The sequence below is a fragment of the Streptomyces sp. NBC_01314 genome, assembly GCF_041435215.1.
Classification (GTDB): Bacteria; Actinomycetota; Actinomycetes; order Streptomycetales; family Streptomycetaceae; genus Streptomyces.
Genome location: NZ_CP108394.1, coordinates 5,896,258 through 5,914,912, shown reverse-complemented (window position 1 = coordinate 5,914,912; position 18,655 = coordinate 5,896,258). Strand labels below are relative to the sequence as shown.

At 68.7% G+C, this 18,655-nt stretch carries 12 protein-coding genes and 4 tRNA genes; 9 read left to right on the top strand and 7 right to left on the bottom strand.

Annotated elements, in window-relative coordinates; translation table 11 throughout:
- The first annotated feature begins 135 nt into the window (after positions 1–135).
- From OG622_RS25930 to OG622_RS25905, 6 genes are all read left to right on the top strand, one after another.
- A tRNA-Glu gene (locus OG622_RS25930) sits at positions 136–208 on the top strand.
- A 37-nt stretch (positions 209–245) separates the two neighbouring features.
- Positions 246–320 (top strand) — tRNA-Asp (locus OG622_RS25925).
- Positions 321–344: 24 nt separating this feature from the next.
- Positions 345–418: transfer RNA gene (locus OG622_RS25920), tRNA-Phe, on the top strand.
- A gap of 247 nt (positions 419–665) precedes the next feature.
- Complete coding sequence (hrpA, locus tag OG622_RS25915) at positions 666–4,643, top strand: ATP-dependent RNA helicase HrpA (RefSeq protein ID WP_371579014.1); 3,978 nt, start codon at positions 666–668, stop codon at positions 4,641–4,643.
- A 100-nt stretch (positions 4,644–4,743) separates the two neighbouring features.
- Positions 4,744–4,818: transfer RNA gene (locus OG622_RS25910), tRNA-Asp, on the top strand.
- 320 nt (positions 4,819–5,138) lie between these two features.
- Positions 5,139–5,330, top strand: coding sequence for a DUF6274 family protein (locus OG622_RS25905; RefSeq protein WP_371579013.1), 192 nt, complete (start codon positions 5,139–5,141; stop codon positions 5,328–5,330).
- Between the two features lie 514 nt (positions 5,331–5,844).
- On the opposite strand, the gene bldC is transcribed toward OG622_RS25905, so the two are convergent.
- On the bottom strand, positions 5,845–6,051 hold the full coding sequence (gene bldC, locus OG622_RS25900; RefSeq protein ID WP_003949541.1) for a developmental transcriptional regulator BldC: 207 nt from the start codon (positions 6,049–6,051) through the stop codon (positions 5,845–5,847).
- A 673-nt stretch (positions 6,052–6,724) separates the two neighbouring features.
- On the bottom strand, positions 6,725–7,582 hold the full coding sequence (locus OG622_RS25895; protein WP_371579012.1) for a hypothetical protein: 858 nt from the start codon (positions 7,580–7,582) through the stop codon (positions 6,725–6,727).
- A 222-nt stretch (positions 7,583–7,804) separates the two neighbouring features.
- On the opposite strand from OG622_RS25895, the gene OG622_RS25890 reads away from it, so the two are divergent.
- Positions 7,805–8,899: a Leu/Phe/Val dehydrogenase gene (locus OG622_RS25890; protein WP_371579011.1), complete on the top strand. Its 1,095-nt coding sequence runs from the start codon at positions 7,805–7,807 to the stop codon at positions 8,897–8,899.
- A 324-nt stretch (positions 8,900–9,223) separates the two neighbouring features.
- Positions 9,224–9,478, top strand: coding sequence for a DUF3073 domain-containing protein (locus tag OG622_RS25885; RefSeq protein WP_371579010.1), 255 nt, complete (start codon positions 9,224–9,226; stop codon positions 9,476–9,478).
- Positions 9,479–9,685: 207 nt separating this feature from the next.
- On the opposite strand, the gene purM is transcribed toward OG622_RS25885, so the two are convergent.
- The 5 genes from purM to OG622_RS25860 all read right to left on the bottom strand — a co-directional run bounded on the left by purM (position 9,686) and on the right by OG622_RS25860 (position 16,134).
- A complete protein-coding gene (gene purM / locus OG622_RS25880; RefSeq protein ID WP_371579008.1) occupies positions 9,686–10,756 on the bottom strand; it encodes a phosphoribosylformylglycinamidine cyclo-ligase in 1,071 nt (356 codons plus the stop codon).
- A gap of 74 nt (positions 10,757–10,830) precedes the next feature.
- A complete protein-coding gene (gene purF, locus OG622_RS25875) occupies positions 10,831–12,357 on the bottom strand; it encodes an amidophosphoribosyltransferase (protein ID WP_371579007.1) in 1,527 nt (508 codons plus the stop codon).
- An 84-nt stretch (positions 12,358–12,441) separates the two neighbouring features.
- A complete protein-coding gene (locus tag OG622_RS25870) occupies positions 12,442–13,260 on the bottom strand; it encodes an META domain-containing protein (RefSeq protein ID WP_371584218.1) in 819 nt (272 codons plus the stop codon).
- A gap of 55 nt (positions 13,261–13,315) precedes the next feature.
- Positions 13,316–14,113: a sterol carrier family protein gene (locus tag OG622_RS25865; RefSeq protein ID WP_371579006.1), complete on the bottom strand. Its 798-nt coding sequence runs from the start codon at positions 14,111–14,113 to the stop codon at positions 13,316–13,318.
- A 95-nt stretch (positions 14,114–14,208) separates the two neighbouring features.
- Positions 14,209–16,134, bottom strand: coding sequence for a galactose oxidase-like domain-containing protein (locus OG622_RS25860; RefSeq protein WP_371579005.1), 1,926 nt, complete (start codon positions 16,132–16,134; stop codon positions 14,209–14,211).
- A gap of 239 nt (positions 16,135–16,373) precedes the next feature.
- Here OG622_RS25860 and OG622_RS25855 point away from each other — a divergent pair, with 239 nt between their 5' ends.
- Positions 16,374–18,653, top strand: coding sequence for a Dyp-type peroxidase (locus tag OG622_RS25855; protein ID WP_371579004.1), 2,280 nt, complete (start codon positions 16,374–16,376; stop codon positions 18,651–18,653).
- The last annotated feature ends 2 nt before the right edge of the window (positions 18,654–18,655 follow it).

Sequence of the window (18,655 nt, the reverse complement as noted above, 5' to 3'; positions counted from 1 at the left end):
CACCGGTCAGGGCTTGACCGTCCCGAGCTTCGCAAGAGGCAAAGGAAAAGCGGAACCTCTCGGGGGAAAGCAGAGTCACATGCTTCTCACGTCCCCCCTGGGGTGCCCAGACGAAGCAGAGCAGTATCTGTGTTCGCCCTCATCGTCTAGTGGCCCAGGACGCCGCCCTTTCAAGGCGGTAGCACGGGTTCGAATCCCGTTGGGGGCACGCAACACTCTGTGCGAGACTAGTCCCGCACAAGCTTGGTCCTGTGGAGCAGTTTGGAGTGCTCGCCACCCTGTCAAGGTGGAGGCCGCGGGTTCAAATCCCGTCAGGACCGCTGATGTTTCACGTGAAACATCGTGGCTGGGTAGCTCAGTTGGTACGAGCGATCGCCTGAAAAGCGATAGGTCGCCGGTTCGATCCCGGCCCCAGCCACAACGAACGAAAGCCCTCTCCGGTGACCGGAGGGGGCTTTCGTCGCTCAGGGAGAACCTGGGGGTTCCTGAAGCACGTCCAGCGGCACGGACGACTGGTCGGCCATCGACGTCAGCCTCGGCCACCCGGGCGAGATCGATCCGAGGACTACGTCGACGTGCGGTAACGCGCATCACAGGCACCGGACGAGGGGCGGACGCAAAAGCGTTCGCCCCTCGTTTCGTCGAGGTGAGATCCTGGGTCGCGTATGTCTACGTCACCTGCCCCCGCCTTCGGCGCCCTCGCCCCCCGCCTGGCCGAGCTGTCCCTGCGCGACGCGCACCGGCTCGGACGCAGGCTCGAAGGCGCGCGCAAGATCCGTAAGCCCGAAGCCCGGGCCGCCGTCCTCGCCGAGATCGAGGCGGAGGTCGCCAAGGGCGAGTCCCGCATGGCCGAGCGCGCCGCGCGCGTGCCGACCGTCTCGTACCCCGAGCAGCTGCCCGTCAGCCAGCGGAAGGACGACATCGCGGCCGCGATCCGCGATCACCAGGTCGTCATCGTCGCGGGTGAGACAGGCTCCGGGAAGACCACCCAGATCCCCAAGATCTGTATGGAGCTGGGGCGTGGCGTGCGCGGCATGATCGGGCACACGCAGCCCCGTCGTATCGCCGCCCGTACGGTCGCCGAGCGCGTGGCGGAGGAGCTGCGGACCCCTCTCGGTGAGGCCGTGGGCTGGAAGGTCCGCTTCACCGACCAGGTGAACCCGGACGCGACCTTCGTCAAGCTGATGACGGACGGCATCCTGCTCGCCGAGATCCAGACGGACGGCGAGCTGCGCGCCTACGACACGATCATCATCGACGAGGCCCACGAGCGGTCCCTCAACATCGACTTCCTGCTGGGCTACCTGGCTCAGCTGCTGCCCAAACGCCCCGATCTCAAGGTCGTCATCACCTCCGCGACCATCGACCCCGAGCGCTTCTCCCGCCACTTCGGCGACGCCCCGATCGTCGAGGTCAGCGGCCGTACGTATCCGGTGGAGGTGCGCTATCGCCCCCTCCTGGAGGAGGAAGGCGACGACGCCGACCGCGACCAGATCACCGCGATCTGCGACGCGGTCGAGGAGCTCCAGGGCGAGGGCAAGGGCGACATCCTCGTCTTCCTCTCCGGGGAGCGGGAGATCCGCGACACCGCCGACGCGCTGATCAAGAAGCAGTACCGCTTCACGGAGGTACTCCCTCTCTACGCCCGGCTCTCGCACGCCGAGCAGCACCGGGTCTTCCAGCCGCACACGGGTCGCAGGATCGTTCTGGCCACGAACGTCGCCGAGACCTCCCTGACGGTCCCCGGCATCAAGTACGTCATCGACCCGGGCTTCGCCCGCATCAGCCGCTACAGCCACCGCACCAAGGTCCAGCGGCTCCCGATCGAGGCTGTCTCCCAGGCCAGCGCCAACCAGCGCAAGGGCCGCTGCGGCCGTACGTCCGACGGTGTCTGCATCCGTCTGTACAGCGAGGACGACTTCGAGGCGCGTCCCGAGTTCACGGACGCCGAGATCCTCCGTACGAACCTCGCCTCCGTCATCCTCCAGATGACCGCGGCCGGCCTCGGCGACATCGAGAAGTTCCCGTTCATCGACCCGCCGGACCACCGCAACATCCGCGACGGCGTCCAGCTCCTCCAGGAGCTCGGCGCGCTCGACCCGGCGCAGCAGGACCTGCGCAAGCGGCTGACCCCGATGGGCCGCAAGCTCGCCCAGCTGCCCGTCGACCCGCGCCTGGCCCGCATGGTCGTCGAGGCCGACAAGAACGGCTGCGCCCGCGAGGTCATGGTGATCGCCGCCGCGCTCTCCATCCAGGACCCGCGCGAGCGCCCCGCCGAGAAGCAGGCCCAGGCGGACCAGCAGCACGCCCGCTTCAAGGACGAGACGAGCGACTTCCTCGCCTACCTCAACCTGTGGCGGTACGTCCGCGAGCAGCAGAAGGAACGCGGCTCGTCGTCCTTCCGCCGGATGTGCAAGCAGGAGTACCTGAACTTCCTGCGGATCCGCGAATGGCAGGACATCTACAGCCAGCTGCGCACGGTCGCGAAGCAGATGGACATCCATCTCAACGAGGACGACGCCCCCGAGCAGCACGTCCATCTCTCCCTCCTCGCCGGCCTGCTCTCCCACATCGGCATGAAGGACGTGAAGGAGACCGGAGGGGAGACCGGGAGAAGCACGGGGAAGAACGAGTACCTGGGCGCCCGGAACGCCAAGTTCGCGATCTTCCCGGGCTCGGCCCTCTTCAAGAAGCCCCCGCGCTTCGTGATGTCGGCGGAGCTGGTGGAGACAAGTCGCCTCTGGGCGCGCGTCAACGCGAGGATCGAACCGGAGTGGGTGGAGCCGCTCGCCGAGCACCTCCTCAAGCGGACGTACAGCGAGCCGCACTGGGAGAAGGACCAGGCGGCCGTGATGGCGTACGAGAAGGTCACGCTGTACGGCGTACCGATCGTCGCCCAGCGGAAGATCAACTACGGCCGGATCGACGCGGAGGCCAGCCGCGAGCTGTTCATCCGCAACGCGCTCGTCGAGGGCGACTGGCGGACGCACCACAAGTTCTTCGCCGACAACCGCAGGCTCCTCAGCGAGGTCGAGGAGCTGGAGCACCGGGCGCGGCGCCGGGACATCGTGGTCGACGACGACACCCTCTTCGACTTCTACGACCAGCGGGTCCCCGAACATGTCGTCTCCGGCGCCCACTTCGACTCCTGGTGGAAGCACAAGCGCCACGAGCAGCCCGACTTCCTGGACTTCGAGCGCGAGATGCTCATCCGGGAGTCGGCGGAGGCGGTCACGAAGGCCGACTACCCGGACTCCTGGCGCCAGGGGCAGCTCAAGTTCCGTGTCACGTACCAGTTCGAGCCGGGCGCCGACGCCGACGGCGTGACGGTCCATGTCCCCCTCCATGTCCTCAACCAGGTCACGGACGAGGGCTTCGACTGGCAGATCCCGGGTCTGCGGGAGGCGGTCGTGACGGAGCTGATCCGTTCCCTTCCGAAGCCGATCCGCAGGAACTACGTGCCGGCGCCGAACTTCGCGCGGCGCTTCCTGGACCGGGCGGTCCCCCTGCAGGAGCCGCTGCCGGTGACGATGGCCCGCGAGCTGAAGCGCATGGTGGGTGTACCGGTGACGCCCGAGGACTTCGACTGGTCCCGGGTCCCCGACCACTTGAAGATCACCTTCCGGATCGTCGACGAACGGCGCCGGAACCTGGCCGAGGACAAGGACCTGGAGTCGCTGCGACTGCGGCTGAAGCCGAAGGCACGCCAGGCCCTCTCCCAGGCGGCCGCGGCCACCGCCGAGCGTGAGGGCGGCGAGTCCCTGGAACGCAAGGGCCTCACGGACTGGACGATCGGCTCGCTCACCCGTGTCTTCGAGACCCGGCGGGCCGGACAGCCCGTGAAGGCGTACCCGGCGCTCGTGGACGACGGACCGACGGCGAACACCGTCTCCGTACGCCTCTTCGACACCGAGGCGGAACAGACCGAGGCGATGTGGAAGGGCACCCGGAGGCTCATCCTCCGCAATATCCCGGTCAACCCCGCGAAGTTCGCTTCCGAAAAGCTGACGAACGCGCAGAAGCTGGCGCTGTCCGCGAATCCGCACGGTTCGATCCAGGCGTTGTTCGACGACTGCGCGATGGCGGCGGCCGACAGGCTGATCTCCGACTTCGGCGGGCCGGCGTGGGACGAGTCGTCGTATCGCAAGCTGTACGACAAGGTGCGCGCCGAGATCGTCGACACGACGGTCCGTACGGTGGGCCAGGTGCAGCAGGTGCTGGCCGCCTGGCAGGCCTGTGAGCGCCGCCTGAAGTCCACCCGCAGCCCGGTCCTCCTCGCCAACCTCGCGGACGTTCGGGGGCAGCTGGACGCCCTCGTGAAGCCCGGCTTCGTCACGGAGGCCGGGCTGCGCCGCCTGCCGGACCTGATGCGCTATCTGGTGGCGGCCGACCGCCGGCTGCAGCAGATGCCGACCGGTCTCCAGCGGGACACGGCCCGCATGGAGAAGGTCCACGAGATGCGCGACGAGTACGCCTGGCTGCTGGAACAGCTGCCCCAGGGCCGCCCCGTCCCCTCGTCCGTCCTGGAGATCCGCTGGATGATCGAGGAACTGCGCGTCAGTTACTTCGCGCACGCCCTCGGCACGGCCTACCCCGTCTCCGACAAGCGGATCGTGAAGGCGATCGACGCGTCGGTTCCGTAACGGGCCACGCACGCTGGGTGAGTTCGACCGGGGGGCTCCCGCTCCTGTACAGTCTCTTCTCGCAGGCCAGCGCGGCAACAAGGCGCGGACTGCGAAACCTGGTCCTGTGGAGCAGTTTGGAGTGCTCGCCACCCTGTCAAGGTGGAGGCCGCGGGTTCAAATCCCGTCAGGACCGCACGATTGCTTGAGGCCCGTATCCGATGAGGATGCGGGCCTCTTGTCATGTGGTCAGCGGGATTCCTTCGCCCCCGCCGCCCCTACCCGTCCCATCCCGCCCCCATCAGAGGCTGCCGCCCCTCGACCCGGGCCCGGACTCCGCCCAAGAACTCGGGAAGTTGGGGTGATTGGGCGTGTGCGGGTCTCCTGTGGCCGGCTGGGCAGCTCCCCGCGCCCCCGGAGGGAGCCTGCGGCCCCTCCGGGGGCGCGGGCGGGGTTGACGGCGTCACATTCCGCCGGTACCTCAGATTCAGGGCCCAGAGACCCCGGAGGTGGCGTATGGCGGCGTCCGCTCGGCACGAGACCCGCGCACTGCTCCGCGCCCACCTGTCGGCCGCCTCCTCGTACCGCCATCTCACCCGCCACTGCCCGATCTGCCACCGCCTGCTGAGGCTGGCGACGGAGCACGGGGCCGGCGAGGAGGACTGGGCGGAGGGGCCCACGGAGGACGAGGTGCCCTCCAAGGCGTGAGACGCGCCCCGCAGGGAACACACTCGGCTAGGGCATGCGCCGCACAACTCTCGCCCCCATTACCGCAAATGCCGCTCGGTCAACAAGGATCCCGGCATGTGATGGGTGTCACGGTATGAGTTTTCAGAACGTCGGCTCTTACGGGTCCCCTACAACTAGTCAATTTAATATGTGCAATTGCACTAGCCCCCGGGGGCCTCTACACAGGAGATCCGACAGCCCTCCCCAGAGTCCGACAAGCCCGCGCACAACCCTTCGCGTCCGGACCCGAAACCCCTGGTCCGGCGCACAAAAAAGATCGCGCTGGACCCGGCGGAGTCCAGCGCGATCTACGACGCACCCTTGTTGCTTGCCTGACGATGTCCAGGGGGCCTGAGGCCTCCCGGAAAGTTCTGTGTGGCTCGGGCGTGGGATCTGTTGGGGCAGAACCCGCGTCGTTCGGAGCTGTTGGAGCGGTGCTTCCAGGCTCCCGGCCGATTGGGGGACCAGCCGAAATGCCCTGTTAAGCGATGGTTCAGGCCTCGCTGCGCTGCTGCGGAATACCCGCGAGCAGTGCGCGGACCTCAGCCTCGCGGTAACGGCGGTGTCCGCCGAGCGTGCGGATGGACGTAAGCTTGCCGGCCTTCGCCCACCGCGTGACCGTCTTGGGGTCGACACGGAACATGGTGGCGACCTCAGCCGGGGTCAGCAGCGGCTCGGCATCAGGGGTGCGAGCGGTCATGAGCGGCCTCCTCGGGAGAACCGAACCTTCTCGGTTCTTTCCTCTAAATTCTGCACCTTGACCCGCGTTGCCCGAAATGGCGGACGCGAGTCGAGTCGGTTATAGGACGAACGGCTTGTCCTCGGCACTACAACTACACCATCTGTCCAGCCGCGTCGGCCAAACCGATGGAATTGCCCTCCCAGGTGTTCATCAGCGACGGATGCCGATGGACCATGCCATAGCGGACAGTCACGCCACTGTGACGATCAGTCACAGTGGCGCGCAGGAGTCACGAGACCCCCCAATAGCGTGCAATGCCGAGATTCCACCCATACGCGGGCAGAAGGAGCCTCCCCCGGACTCCTTGTCCTATTTTGACACGAGGAGGTGCGTAAGAGGCAAGGCCCGCGTAAGTGCAATCCGTCACGCTTGTCGGCTTCTTGACGCAAAAGCCCGGATCAGTGACCTACGTCCCATGATGACGCTCCTGTGGAACTTCGGTGCGTCAAGCCTGGGCCAAGGGTGGACAGTTCACCATGCTTCAGCTTTTGTGGAAAGCCTTTTCCCACAGGCCCCACAAGTGACAAGTACGGCCAGAAGGTTGATTCGGTTCAACCGGTTCGGCACGATTCTGCTCACTGAGCACCGGTTCTGCTCACCTGGTGCCGGGTTCTGCTCGCCGAGCGCCGGTTCAGTTCGCCGAGCGCCGGTCCCGCACCGCCCGCCAGCGCTCGACCAGCCGCCCGTACGCCTCCCCGGCGGCGAGACCGTCCCCGCCCCGGAGGGCCTCGATGCCCTCGGCGACGTCGGCGGCGGAGTGGTCGCCGTCCAGTTCGGCGGCGGGCAGGACATGCACGAGACCTCCGTAGTCCAGCTCGACGAGCGACCGCGGATGGAACTCCTCCAGCCAGCGGCCCACATCGATCAGACCGTCGATGAGCGGCCCCTCGTCGATGGTGTCGCGCAGGGCCCGCAGCCCGCGCGCCACGCGCCGCCGGGCCTGCACCATGGGCGTGCGATAGCGAAGCACCGGCGAGCTCTCGCCCGAACCCTTCTCGCCCGAGCCCTTCTCGTACGTGCGCTCGTCGTCCGAGACGAGGACGAACCAGTTCAGCGGCACGTGCCAGGTCGCCGTGCGGATCCACGGGCGGGCGTCGGGGTTGCCGGCCATCCACCGCTCGTAGTCCTGGCTCGCCTGATGCCGCACCAGGGGTGGCAGCACCGCGTCCAGCACCGGCGCGGGCAGCTCCTCGGCCAGGTCGCCCAGCGCCTGCCAGCCGCGCAGCCGGGTCCGCCAGGGGCAGACACAGACCACCCCGTCGACGTCCAGCACGAAGGCGTCGCCGCTCTCGTGCACCGGCACCGGGACGGGCGGGGTCGGCAGCAGGTCGGCCAGCGAGCGGCGCAGCTCGTCCTGGTACGAGGGGCGGTCGGTGCGCCGGGCGTAGCGGGTCCAGTGGCCGCGCTCCGGCTCGGGGAAGGCCGCCAACGGCTCGTACACGCGGAGGTAGGACGCGTACGGGACGATCACCGAGGACACCTTGGGCACGCCTGCTCCCTCCCCCGGCTGCCACCGGGGAAACCTGCCGAACCCGCACACGGGCGGGCCGGAAAACTGTGCGATCGCACCACGTCCGTACTCCGGAAGTGGGGTGATCCTGAGGCTGCGCCGCCCTCGGGCGGACGCAGGCTCTAATCTCATGGTCACAGACCCCGCCACCCGTACGGGAGCCTGTCACCGACCGCCGCTTCTTACCCAGGAGTCACCACAGTGACCGATGTATCTGACGGCGTCCTGCACACCCTGTTCCAGTCGGACCAGGGCGGTCACGAGCAAGTCGTGCTCTGCCAGGACCGGGCCAGCGGCCTCAAGGCCGTCATCGCCATCCACTCCACCGCGCTGGGCCCCGCTCTCGGCGGCACGCGCTTCTACCCGTACGCGACCGAGGCGGAGGCCGTCGCCGACGCGCTGAACCTCGCGCGCGGGATGTCGTACAAGAACGCCATGGCCGGTCTCGACCACGGCGGCGGCAAGGCCGTGATCATCGGCGACCCCGACCGGATCAAGAGCGAGGAGCTGCTGCTCGCCTACGGGCGGTTCGTGGCCTCGCTGGGCGGCCGGTACGTCACCGCGTGCGACGTCGGCACGTACGTCGCCGACATGGACGTCGTGGCGCGCGAGTGCCGCTGGACGACGGGCCGCTCCCCCGAGAACGGCGGCGCGGGCGACTCGTCCGTCCTGACCGCCTTCGGCGTCTACCAGGGCATGCGGGCCTCCGCGCAGCACGTGTGGGGCGACCCCTCGCTGCGGGGCCGCAGGGTCGGCATCGCGGGCGTCGGCAAGGTCGGCCACCACCTCGTGACGCATCTCCTCGCGGAAGGCGCCGAGATCGTGATCACGGACGTGCGCGAGGACGCCGTACGGCGGATCCTCGACCGGCACCCGGAAGGGGTCACCGCCGTCGCCCACACGGACGCGCTCATCCGGACCGAGGGGCTCGACATCTACGCCCCGTGCGCGCTCGGCGGGGCCCTCGACGACGACTCCGTGCCCGTCCTCACCGCCAAGGTGGTGTGCGGCGCGGCCAACAACCAGCTCGCGCACCCCGGTGTCGAGAAGGACCTCGCCGACCGCGGGATCCTCTACGCGCCGGACTACGTGGTGAACGCCGGCGGGGTCATCCAGGTCGCCGACGAGCTCCACGGGTTCGACTTCGAGCGGTGCAGGGCGAAGGCCGCGAAGATCTACGACACCACGCTGGCAATATTCGCACGTGCGAAGACAGATGGCATTCCGCCGGCCGCCGCGGCCGACCGGATCGCCGAACAGCGGATGCACGAGGCGGTCGTGGCGCGCGGTCGCTGAGCCTCGGCGAGGGCCGTCGTACGGTGTTCGAGCGGTGTTCGTACGGCGTCGGCCGGTACCCGTCGGCGGCTTTAGAGAGAACTCTCACTTCCGTCGGCGGGTCGCTCGCCGAGAAACGGTTAAAATCACTGTTGACCAGCGAGGAAAGGGCTCCTCGCAGGTTCTGGGCACGGGCACGTCCTGCGGGCGACGTACCGTATGGGCGTGGGCTCAGGTACCGTGGAAGCCCTACGGACCGGTCTCTCCATGGAGAGTCCGTTCCAGATCATGAACGCGTGTCAAGACTCTGGGGCCACCGAGCCCCGTATCCGAGGGGGTCGAGCCATGGGGCGCGGCCGGGCAAAGGCCAAGCAGACGAAGGTCGCCCGCCAGCTGAAGTACAGCAGCGGCGGTACCGATCTTTCGCGTCTGGCCAATGAGCTGGGCGCTTCGACTTCGAGCCAGCCGCCGAATGGCGAGCCGTTCGAAGATGACGAAGACGAAGACGACCCGTACTCCCAGTACGCGGATCTTTACAACGACGACGATGAGGACGAGGACGACGAGTCCGGTCCCGCGTCGCATCGTCGCGGGGCTTGACGCCATACCGCTGCGCTTGCCCGGTCCGGGTGGTTCTCCACTGCCGGACCGGGTTTTGTGCGGTTCCGCTCCGCTTGGGGCGGGGGCGCCTGAAAGCTCGGATCCCACTGTGGTCTGGCGGGTGCGGGTGCGTCGTGGTTACTCGCGCGGTTCCCCGCGCCCCTCGGGGGGCGGCCTTCGGCCTACGCCCGAGGGGCGCGTTGGTGTTCAGCCTCGTGCGTAGTCGCCCACCAGTTCCGCGCCTGTCGTGTGGTCGGCTCGGTCGGTGATCTCGCCTGCCACCCAGGCATCGACGCCGCGGTCCGCCAGGGCCGTCAGAGCCACGTCAGCGGACTCCTGGGGGACGATGGCGATCATGCCCACGCCCATGTTCAGGGTCTTCTCCAGCTCCAGGCGCTCGACCTGGCCCGTCCTGCCGACCAGGTCGAAGACCGGGGCAGGGGCCCAGGTGGAGCGGTCCACCGTGGCGTGCAGGGTGTCGGGGATCACGCGGGCCAGGTTGGCTGCGAGACCGCCGCCGGTGACGTGGCTGAAGGCGTGGACCTCGGTGGTACGGGTGAGGGCCAGGCAGTCCAGCGAGTAGATCTTGGTGGGCTCCAGGAGCTCCGCGCCGAGGGTGCGGCCGAGTTCGGCGATCTCGGCGTCCAGGGAGAGACCGGCCTGGTTCAGGAGGACGTGGCGGACGAGCGAGTACCCGTTCGAGTGAAGGCCGGAGGCCGCCATGGCGATCACCGCGTCACCCGTACGGATACGATCCGGGCCGAGCAGGTGCTCCGCCTCGACCACGCCCGTGCCGGCGCCGGCGACGTCGAAGTCGTCCGGGCCGAGCAGGCCGGGGTGCTCGGCGGTCTCCCCGCCGACGAGGGCGCAGCCGGCCAGGACACAGCCCTCGGCGATGCCCTTGACGATGGCGGCGACCCGCTCGGGGTGGACCTTGCCGACGCAGATGTAGTCGGTCATGAACAGCGGTTCGGCGCCGCAGACCACGATGTCGTCCATCACCATCGCGACGAGGTCGTGGCCGATGGTGTCGTACACGCCGAGCTGCCGGGCGATGTCGACCTTCGTGCCGACGCCGTCCGTGGCGGAGGCGAGCAGCGGGCGCTCGTAGCGCTTGAGGGCGGAGGCGTCGAAGAGGCCGGCGAAGCCGCCGAGGCCACCGAGGACCTCGGGGCGCTGCGTCTTCTTCACCCACTCCTTCATCAGCTCTACGGCGCGGTCGCCCGCCTCGATGTCGACGCCCGCGGCTGCGTAGCTGGCACCAGTTGTCTCAGACATGACGGTGAGAACTTTCGTGTCGTACTGCAGATAAGCGCAGGTAAGCAGGTGTTACCGGCTGTCTACGGGCAGTCTTACGGGCGACGGATCGCGTCGGCCGCGGCTGTGGCGGCGGGGCCTGCCGCCAGCTCGGTCTCCAGGAGCTGCTTGCCGAGCAGCTCGGGGTCCGGCAGCTCCATCGGGTACTCGCCGTCGAAGCAGGCACGGCAGAGGTTCGGCTTGGCGATGGTGGTCGCCGCGATCATGCCTTCGAGGGAGATGTACGAGAGCGAGTCGGCGCCCAGGGAGGTGCCGATCTCGTCGACCGTCATGCCGTTGGCGATGAGCTCGGCCCGGGTGGCGAAGTCGATGCCGAAGAAGCAGGGCCACTTCACGGGCGGCGAGGAGATCCGGATGTGGACCTCGGCGGCGCCCGCCTCACGGAGCATCCGGACCAGCGCGCGCTGGGTGTTGCCGCGGACGATCGAGTCGTCGACGACCACCAGCCGCTTGCCCTTGATGACTTCCTTCAGCGGGTTCAGCTTCAGGCGGATGCCGAGCTGGCGGATCGTCTGGGAGGGCTGGATGAACGTACGTCCGACGTACGCGTTCTTCACCAGACCTGCACCGAACGGGATGCCCGAAGCTTCCGCGTAGCCGATGGCGGCCGGGGTGCCGGACTCCGGGGTCGCTATGACCAGGTCGGCGTCGACGGGGGCTTCCTTGGCCAGCTTGCGGCCCATCTCCACGCGGGAGAGGTACACGTTCCGGCCGGCGATGTCGGTGTCCGGGCGGGCCAGGTAGACGTACTCGAAGACACAGCCCTTGGGCTTCGCTTCCGCGAATCGGGAGCTGCGCAGACCGTTCTCGTCGATGGCGATGAACTCGCCCGGTTCGATCTCGCGGACGTAGGAGGCACCGCAGATGTCGAGGGCGGCGGACTCGGAGGCGACGACCCAGCCGCGCTCCAGCCGGCCGAGGACCAGCGGGCGGACGCCCTGCGGGTCACGGGCGGCGTAAAGGGTGTGCTCGTTCATGAAGACGAGGGAGAAGGCGCCGCGCACCAGCGGGAGGACCGTGTGTGCGGCCTCCTCGATGGTCAGCGGCTTGCCGTCCTCGTCGACCTGGGCCGCGAGGAGCGCGGTGAGCAGGTCGGTGTCGTTGGTGGCCGCCACGCGGGGCGTACGGCCCTCCTGCTTGGGCAGGTCGGCGACCATCTCGGCGAGCTGGGCAGTGTTGACCAGGTTGCCGTTGTGGCCGAGCGCGATGGAACCGTGCGCGGTGGCACGGAAGGTGGGCTGGGCGTTCTCCCACACGGAGGCACCGGTGGTCGAGTAGCGGGCGTGACCGACCGCGATGTGACCCAGGAGCGAACCGAGCGAGGTCTCGTCGAAGACCTGGGAAACGAGGCCCATGTCCTTGAAGACGAGGATCTGGGAGCCGTTGCTGACCGCGATACCCGCGGATTCCTGGCCCCGATGCTGGAGGGCGTAGAGCCCGAAGTACGTGAGCTTGGCGACCTCTTCACCCGGGGCCCAGACACCGAAGACGCCACACGCGTCCTGGGGGCCTTTCTCGCCGGGGAGAAGGTCGTGGTTGAGTCGTCCGTCACCACGTGGCACGCCACCGAGTGTAGGCGAGATCGCGCACCGGTCCGAATCCGGTTCTCTCGCCCGCCCCGGTTCCCGACTTCGGGCCGGCGCACGTCACTTGTCGGCGACGGCGCCGATACCAGCGTAGTTTTCGCTGGTCAACGTGATGGCGAAGTGATCGATTCGGTACTCCACCGTGCCATTGAAAATCTCCAGAAAGCTCCGCTCGGCGTCCATGAGTGAATCGGAGCACATCTTGCGGGTGGTCCGCGGTTGGCCGAGGGTGATTTTGTTCTCACTCACGGTGGCCTTCGCGGAGATGTCGTTGCAGCCGCCGCTTCCGCGCAGCGTGCCCGTCTTCTTGTCGAGGGTGAACCAGGCCTTGCCCCGAGCGGCCTCGGGGAGCGAGGTGGAGACACGGTCGGCCATGAGGGAATCGACCAGCCACTTCGTGCCGTACAGCGGGGTGAGCTTCTCCTCGGTCAGCTCGACGGTGTCGCCGTCGGCGGTGGTGAGGGTGAGCTTGCCGTCGTCGGTCGCCCCGGCCGTGAACGTCCCGGCGTCGAGCGTGCGGGCGAAGGTCTCCTCGAACTTCATCGGGACGTCGTCGCAGGCCATCTCGGTGGACCGGGCGGCCTCGAAGTCGATGCCGTCGTCCTTGAACGCGGCGGTCGAGCCGAAGGTGTTGCAGCCGTAGTTGCCGTCGACCTCGCCGTTGTCGGCGATCTTCAGATAGGCGCCCTCGGGGGCCTGTTCGGTCTTCCCGCCCACGGTGAGGCTGTCGACCTTCCAGCGGACGCCGGTGACCGAGGCCTTCGTGGTGGTCGAGCCGACGTTGCCGCTGCCGGAGTCGCCGGCCGACTCGGAACCACAGGCCGCGAGCAGCGGAAGCGGAAGCAGTGCCAGGGCGGTGAGGGTCAGTCGCTTGTCCATGGCGGTGGGACGGGTGAGGTGGGAGGGTGGTTCCACCGGGTTTTCGGGCTGCGGATCAGCCCATCAGGGGCAGCAGCGCACTCAGATCGGCCCGCTCGCCGCTCGCGCTGACCTTGGCGTCGTCCAGGGCCGCGGCCCACTCCAGCCGGCCGGTGGCGAGACGGATCCAGGTCAGCGGGTCGGTCTCGACGACGTTCGGCGGGGTTCCCCGGGTATGCCTCGGCCCCTCCACGCACTGCACGACGGCGTACGGCGGTATCCGCACCTCGGTCGAGCCGCCGGGTGCCCGCGCGGCGAGGGTGTCGGCCAGCAGCCGGACGCAGGTGGCCAGGGCGTGCCGGTCGTACGGGACGTCGAGGCCGGGAACGGCGGCGTTCAGGTCGTCGGTATGGACGACGAGTTCGATCGTGCGGGTGAGGAGGTAGTCGTCGAGCCTCATGCCGCCGGCGCGGGTGTCGACGACCCGGTCCTGGGGGGCGGCGGCGAGGGCGTCGGTGATCCGCTGCTCCACCCCCGCGTAGAGGGCGACCAGGTCGGGGTTGGCCTCGGCCAGGCCGCGGCTGCCCTCGGCGATGGCGCCGGCGTACGTGGCGGTCGCGGAGGCGTAGTCGAGCGGGTTCAGCTCGGCCTTCGGGGGCTCGGGCCGTTCCAGGGCTCGGCTGACGCTCTCCACGGCCATGGTGATGTGCGCGGCCAGGTCCCACACGCTCCACTCCCCGAGCCGGGTCGGCAGCGCGAGCCGCTCGTCGGTGAGGGTACCCACGGCCTCCCGTACGTTCCCGAACTGGGCCAGCACGGCCTTGCGGGTCTTGGCGGGGTCGTAGGCGCGGGGGCGTTTCCTGGCCGGGGGCATGGTGGGAAGCGTAGTTGGAGCCGCGGCCGACGGAGGGCACGTCACTGCGGCCCGCTGTCCGGGACGGCGGGCCGCAGCTGTGTGTCGGTGCGGCGTCAGGGGGTCTGGCCGCCCGAGGTGGGCTTGAGCTGGACCCAGCCCGCGTTGCTCGGGGCGCCCTCCTCGTTCAGCAGGAAGACCATGTAGTAGCCGGGTGGGGCGGCGGCGGCCGAGGGCGGTGCCTGGAGCTCGAGGAAGTTGCCGGAGCGGCTCTTGATCCGCAGGTCCAGGTGGCGCTGGCTGGTGTTGACCGAGTGGGTCGCGGTGGTCGGGGCGAGCAGCACTGCCCGGGTCACGTCGGCGGCGGTGCTGCTGCTGACGGTGATCCGCTCGTTGTAGCCGACCGAGGGGTTGAAGACCGTGCCGAGGTTGGGGCGGCTTCCCTGGTGCAGGTAGGCCGGCTCGTAGATCTCGATGCTGCCGTTCATGTCGTCGTCGATGTTCGGGTCGTTGGCGAGCTGCTGCAGTTCGTCACCGGTCACCATCACCCGGCCGTCGGGGAGCACCACCGCGTTGGAGTGGTAGCCGCGCGGCAGCCGCTGGGCCGGGCCTAGCTTCCAGTTGCCGTTCGCGTCCCGGAGTTCGGTCTGGCGGTACTTCAGGTCGGCGTTCGGGTTGTACGGCCCGTTGCCGTAGTCGCGGATGTCGAAGGCGCCGTTCACGGTGAGCAGGGTGGCGTCCGGGAGCAGCAGGGTGTTGTCCTGGGTGCGGCCGAAGGCGCGCGGCTTCTCCTTGCTCCACTGGCCGCCGACCAGCTGGTAGGTGTTCGGGTCGTCACGGTCGCCGCCGAGCACCAGCACGGAGTCCGGGCCGCGGAAGCCGGCCGGGAGCGGGACGGCCGAACCGTAGTTACGGCCGATGCCTTGCGGGGGGACCATGGCACCCGGCGGGTGCGGGACGTCCGGGCGGGCCGGAAGGTCACTCCTGGTCTCGGTGTTGATGTCGAACGTCCACTGCTGGTCGGGGTTGCGGCCGAGCCCGTAGATCTTGCCGTCGCGCAACGAGAACAGGTGCGGGTAGTCGCGCTTGAACGGCGCGTCCGCCCGGAACCCACCGACGGACCAGCCTTCCGGCTTGTCGGTCTTGGCCACCGGCACCGTTTTGTCAAGTGCGGGGAAGCGCTCGACGATCGAGGTCGGTGTGCCCCAGCCCAGCTCGGACTGGCCGGACATGATGAGCTGTCGGCCGTCCATCCCGGTCACCACGCTCGGGTACCAGCGGCCGACCGTCATGTCCTGGTTCTGGTACCAGACCTCCTGCCAGGGGTCGAAGACCAGCGAGAGCTTGGCCCCGGAGCCGCCGTTGCCGCCCAGGTTGCCGCCGAAGACACCGAGCATGCCGTTGGGCAGGAAGGAGTGCCCGGCGCAGAAGAACGGCGCGGGACGCGGCTGGTTGAGCCCGTCCGGCACGTTGACCGTCGGCGGGGTGACCTTGGTGAAGGCGTTCGATCCGGTGCCCTTGGCCGGGTCCCAGAGGTAGGCCCGCCCCGCGTTCTCCTTGCCGATGGTGTCGGTCGGCGCGGGTTCCTTCTGCGGGTTCTTCTCGACCCGCTCGAACGAGAACAGCAGCACCTTGCCGGTGGGCAGCTGGGCGATGTGCGCGGCGAAGTCGGGGGACTGGAAGTACTCCCGGAACCGCCCGGACTCACTCGGGTCGAAGCCCGTGTTGGCGGCGGCCTGGGACTCACCCAGCGCCTTGAGGCGCGCGGTACGGGTGGTCTGCGGGTAGTCGCCGAGCGCCGCCAGCATCCTCCTGGTGTGGGCGTGCTCCTCGGCGTGCTCCTCGCCGAGGGCCGCGGCCTCGTCCGGATCGGCCTTCACCGGCGCCCCGGCGGAGGTGTCGGCGGTCCGGTCGTGGTCGTGGCCGGCGCCATGTGCAACGGCCGGCCCGGTCACTCCGACGGTCAGTGCGGAGGTGGTACAGACCGCCAGTGCGGCCGCGAGCAGCCACCGGGGGACGGTCGAGGGATTACTGCGGGACATGGAACTCCTAGCGAAGCAGGTATCGATGGATCGATGGCATGGGCCGACCGAGGGGCCGACGCACCGTCACCCAGTGTTGTTTCGCCATGACTGGTTGTCGTTTCCAGCGGGCGGCCGGGTGAGCCGGGGTCCGACTGGTTCGCCCGGTCGGGTAAGCCAGGAGCACGGCCCATCGACTCACGAACACATTCTGTAGTTATATGACTACTGAATGTAACTCTTCGCCATCGGGAGACGAGATGCTGGCTGAGCTGACACTGCGGGAGAGCGAGGACATCCAGGGCGATGTCGTCGCAGGTTTCAAGAAGGACCAGATGACGCTGCTGTTCCTCAAGTTCGAGGACGCGGCCAGGGCGAGGACGTGGGTGCGGCAGCTCGAACCGCAGATCTCCACCACCAGGCAGGTCGCCACCTTCAACGCGGCGTTCCGCAGGGCCCGGCAGGCCTCGGGCGGCGACGATCCGCAGAAGCTGAAGGCGACCTGGATGAACATCAGCTTCACCCACGAGGGCATCCGGCAGCTGATCGGCAAGGACCCGCTGCCCAGCACACGGCCCGGCGGCACACTGGAGGCGTTCAAGGACGGCTCGAACAACCGTGCGCTGGGCGACGTCGGCGACAGCTCGCCGGAGAACTGGCTGTTCGGCAACGGCAAGGGCCAGACCGTGCACGCGGTGCTGACCATCGCCTCGGACACCGTCCAGGACCTGCAGACCGCCGTCACCGCGCAGCGCGAGGCAACCGCCCAGGCCAAGATCGTGATCGTCTTCCAGCAGAACGGCGCGACCCTGACCGGCTCCCGCCGCGGCAAGGAGCACTTCGGCTTCAAGGACGGCGTGAGCGAGCCGGCCGTGATCGGCTTCGACGAGCCGGACCCGGAGCGGCCCGAGTACGAGAAGGGCAAGCCCGGCACCCGGCTGATCCCGGCGGGCGAGTTCGTGATCGGACATCCGAGGATCGGCGGTATCACCTACGACGAGATGCCGGACTGGACGGTGAACGGCAGCTTCCACGTGGTGCGCCGGCTGGCCCAGGACGTACCCGGCTGGTGGGCCCAGATCTCCGCCCAGCTCAAGGTCCTGAAGAAGGCCAAGGTGGTGCCGCAGGAGGCCACCCCCGAGTGGCTGGCCGCCCGGGTGGTCGGCCGCTGGCGCTCGGGCACCCCCGTGGCCAAGTGCCCGCACGCGGACCGGCCGGGCAACGCGGAGGCCGGTGCGGACAACGACTTCGGCTTCAAGAACGATCCGGAGGGCTTCGTCACCCCGCTCTTCTCCCATCTGCGCAAGACCAACCCCCGGGACGGCCTGCAGGAGAAACCCGGCGCCGATCCGTTCCCGGAGAACCCGGTGATGGACCGTCGGCGGATCATGCGCCGGGGCTCCCCGTACGGCGCGCCCTTCGACCCGGCCTCGGAGGGGCCCGGCGGGCCCGACGACCCACGCGGGCTGCTCTTCGTGAGCTACCAGTCCGACCTCGTCGAGCAGTTCGAGTTCATCCAGAAGGCCTGGATCAACGCCCCGGACTTCCCCCCGGGCCGGACGAACAAGCCCGGCCCCGACCCGGACGTCGGCCCGACCGGCACCGTGACGTACGAATCGCCCGGCGCCTCCACCAAGCTGACGTTCAACCAGTTCGTGACCACCGAGGGCTCGGTGTACGGCTTCGCGCCCTCGATGACCACGCTCCGGCTGCTCGGCGAGGGACGGCTGACCGACAAGCTGCCCAGCACCGTCCGGCCCACCGACGCCTTCCTGGCCGTCCCGGACCTCTACCGCCAGGGCGGCAAGAGCTGGTACTGGGCATACGGAACGGGCAGTTCGGGCCCGGTCGCCCGCACCGTCTCGATCGCCGAGGGCAACGAACACAGCGACAAGCTGGAGCGGCCCGACCGGCCACTCTCCACCTGGCCGCAGCTCTACAGCGGGGTCGGCCGCGTGGACGCGGTGCTCCCGGTGCCGGACGAGCAGCGGATCGACGGGCGCAGCCGGTTCTGGCTGTTCCACACCACCGAGGGCCGCCAGGTCTACCGGCTGATCTCGATCAACGACCGGGCCGAGTCGGGCCTGCCGCCGGACCAGGCGGGCACGGTCGACCGGGGGGACCGTGCGATCACGGCCTGGGCCTCGTTCAACGGCATCGAGCAGGTGGACGCGTTCCTGCCCGTGCCGGACTGGAGCGGCGAGTTCCGGAACAACGGCAGGAGCTGGTACTGGGTCTTCCACACCCTCATGGGCCAGCAGGTCTACCGACTGATCTCGATCGCCGACGGCAAGGCGCACACCGACGTGATCGAGCGCGGCGACCGTTCACTGTCGCTCTGGCAGTCGCTGGCCGGGATCGACAAGGTCGACGAGTTCCTGGCCGTGCCGGACATGCAAATGATCAACGGCTTCAGCCTGTTCTGGGTCTTCCACCAGGACAAATACCGGATCATCTCGATCAAGAACGGTGCCGGACACCCGGACCAGGAGTCGGTCGCCGACCGGCCACTGACGCTCTGGACGTCACTGACGAGCTGACC

Bases quoted from the DNA above. Each gene is read 5' to 3' on its own strand.
- hrpA (WP_371579014.1), top strand. From the start codon at position 666: ATGTCTACGTCACCTGCCCCCGCCTTCGGCGCCCTCGCCCCCCGCCTG.
- OG622_RS25905 (WP_371579013.1), top strand. From the start codon at position 5,139: ATGGCGGCGTCCGCTCGGCACGAGACCCGCGCACTGCTCCGCGCCCAC.
- bldC (WP_003949541.1), bottom strand. From the start codon at position 6,051: ATGACCGCTCGCACCCCTGATGCCGAGCCGCTGCTGACCCCGGCTGAG.
- OG622_RS25885 (WP_371579010.1), top strand. From the start codon at position 9,224: ATGGGGCGCGGCCGGGCAAAGGCCAAGCAGACGAAGGTCGCCCGCCAG.
- purM (WP_371579008.1), bottom strand. From the start codon at position 10,756: ATGTCTGAGACAACTGGTGCCAGCTACGCAGCCGCGGGCGTCGACATC.
- OG622_RS25870 (WP_371584218.1), bottom strand. From the start codon at position 13,260: ATGGACAAGCGACTGACCCTCACCGCCCTGGCACTGCTTCCGCTTCCG.
- OG622_RS25865 (WP_371579006.1), bottom strand. From the start codon at position 14,113: ATGCCCCCGGCCAGGAAACGCCCCCGCGCCTACGACCCCGCCAAGACC.
- OG622_RS25860 (WP_371579005.1), bottom strand. From the start codon at position 16,134: ATGTCCCGCAGTAATCCCTCGACCGTCCCCCGGTGGCTGCTCGCGGCC.
- OG622_RS25855 (WP_371579004.1), top strand. From the start codon at position 16,374: ATGCTGGCTGAGCTGACACTGCGGGAGAGCGAGGACATCCAGGGCGAT.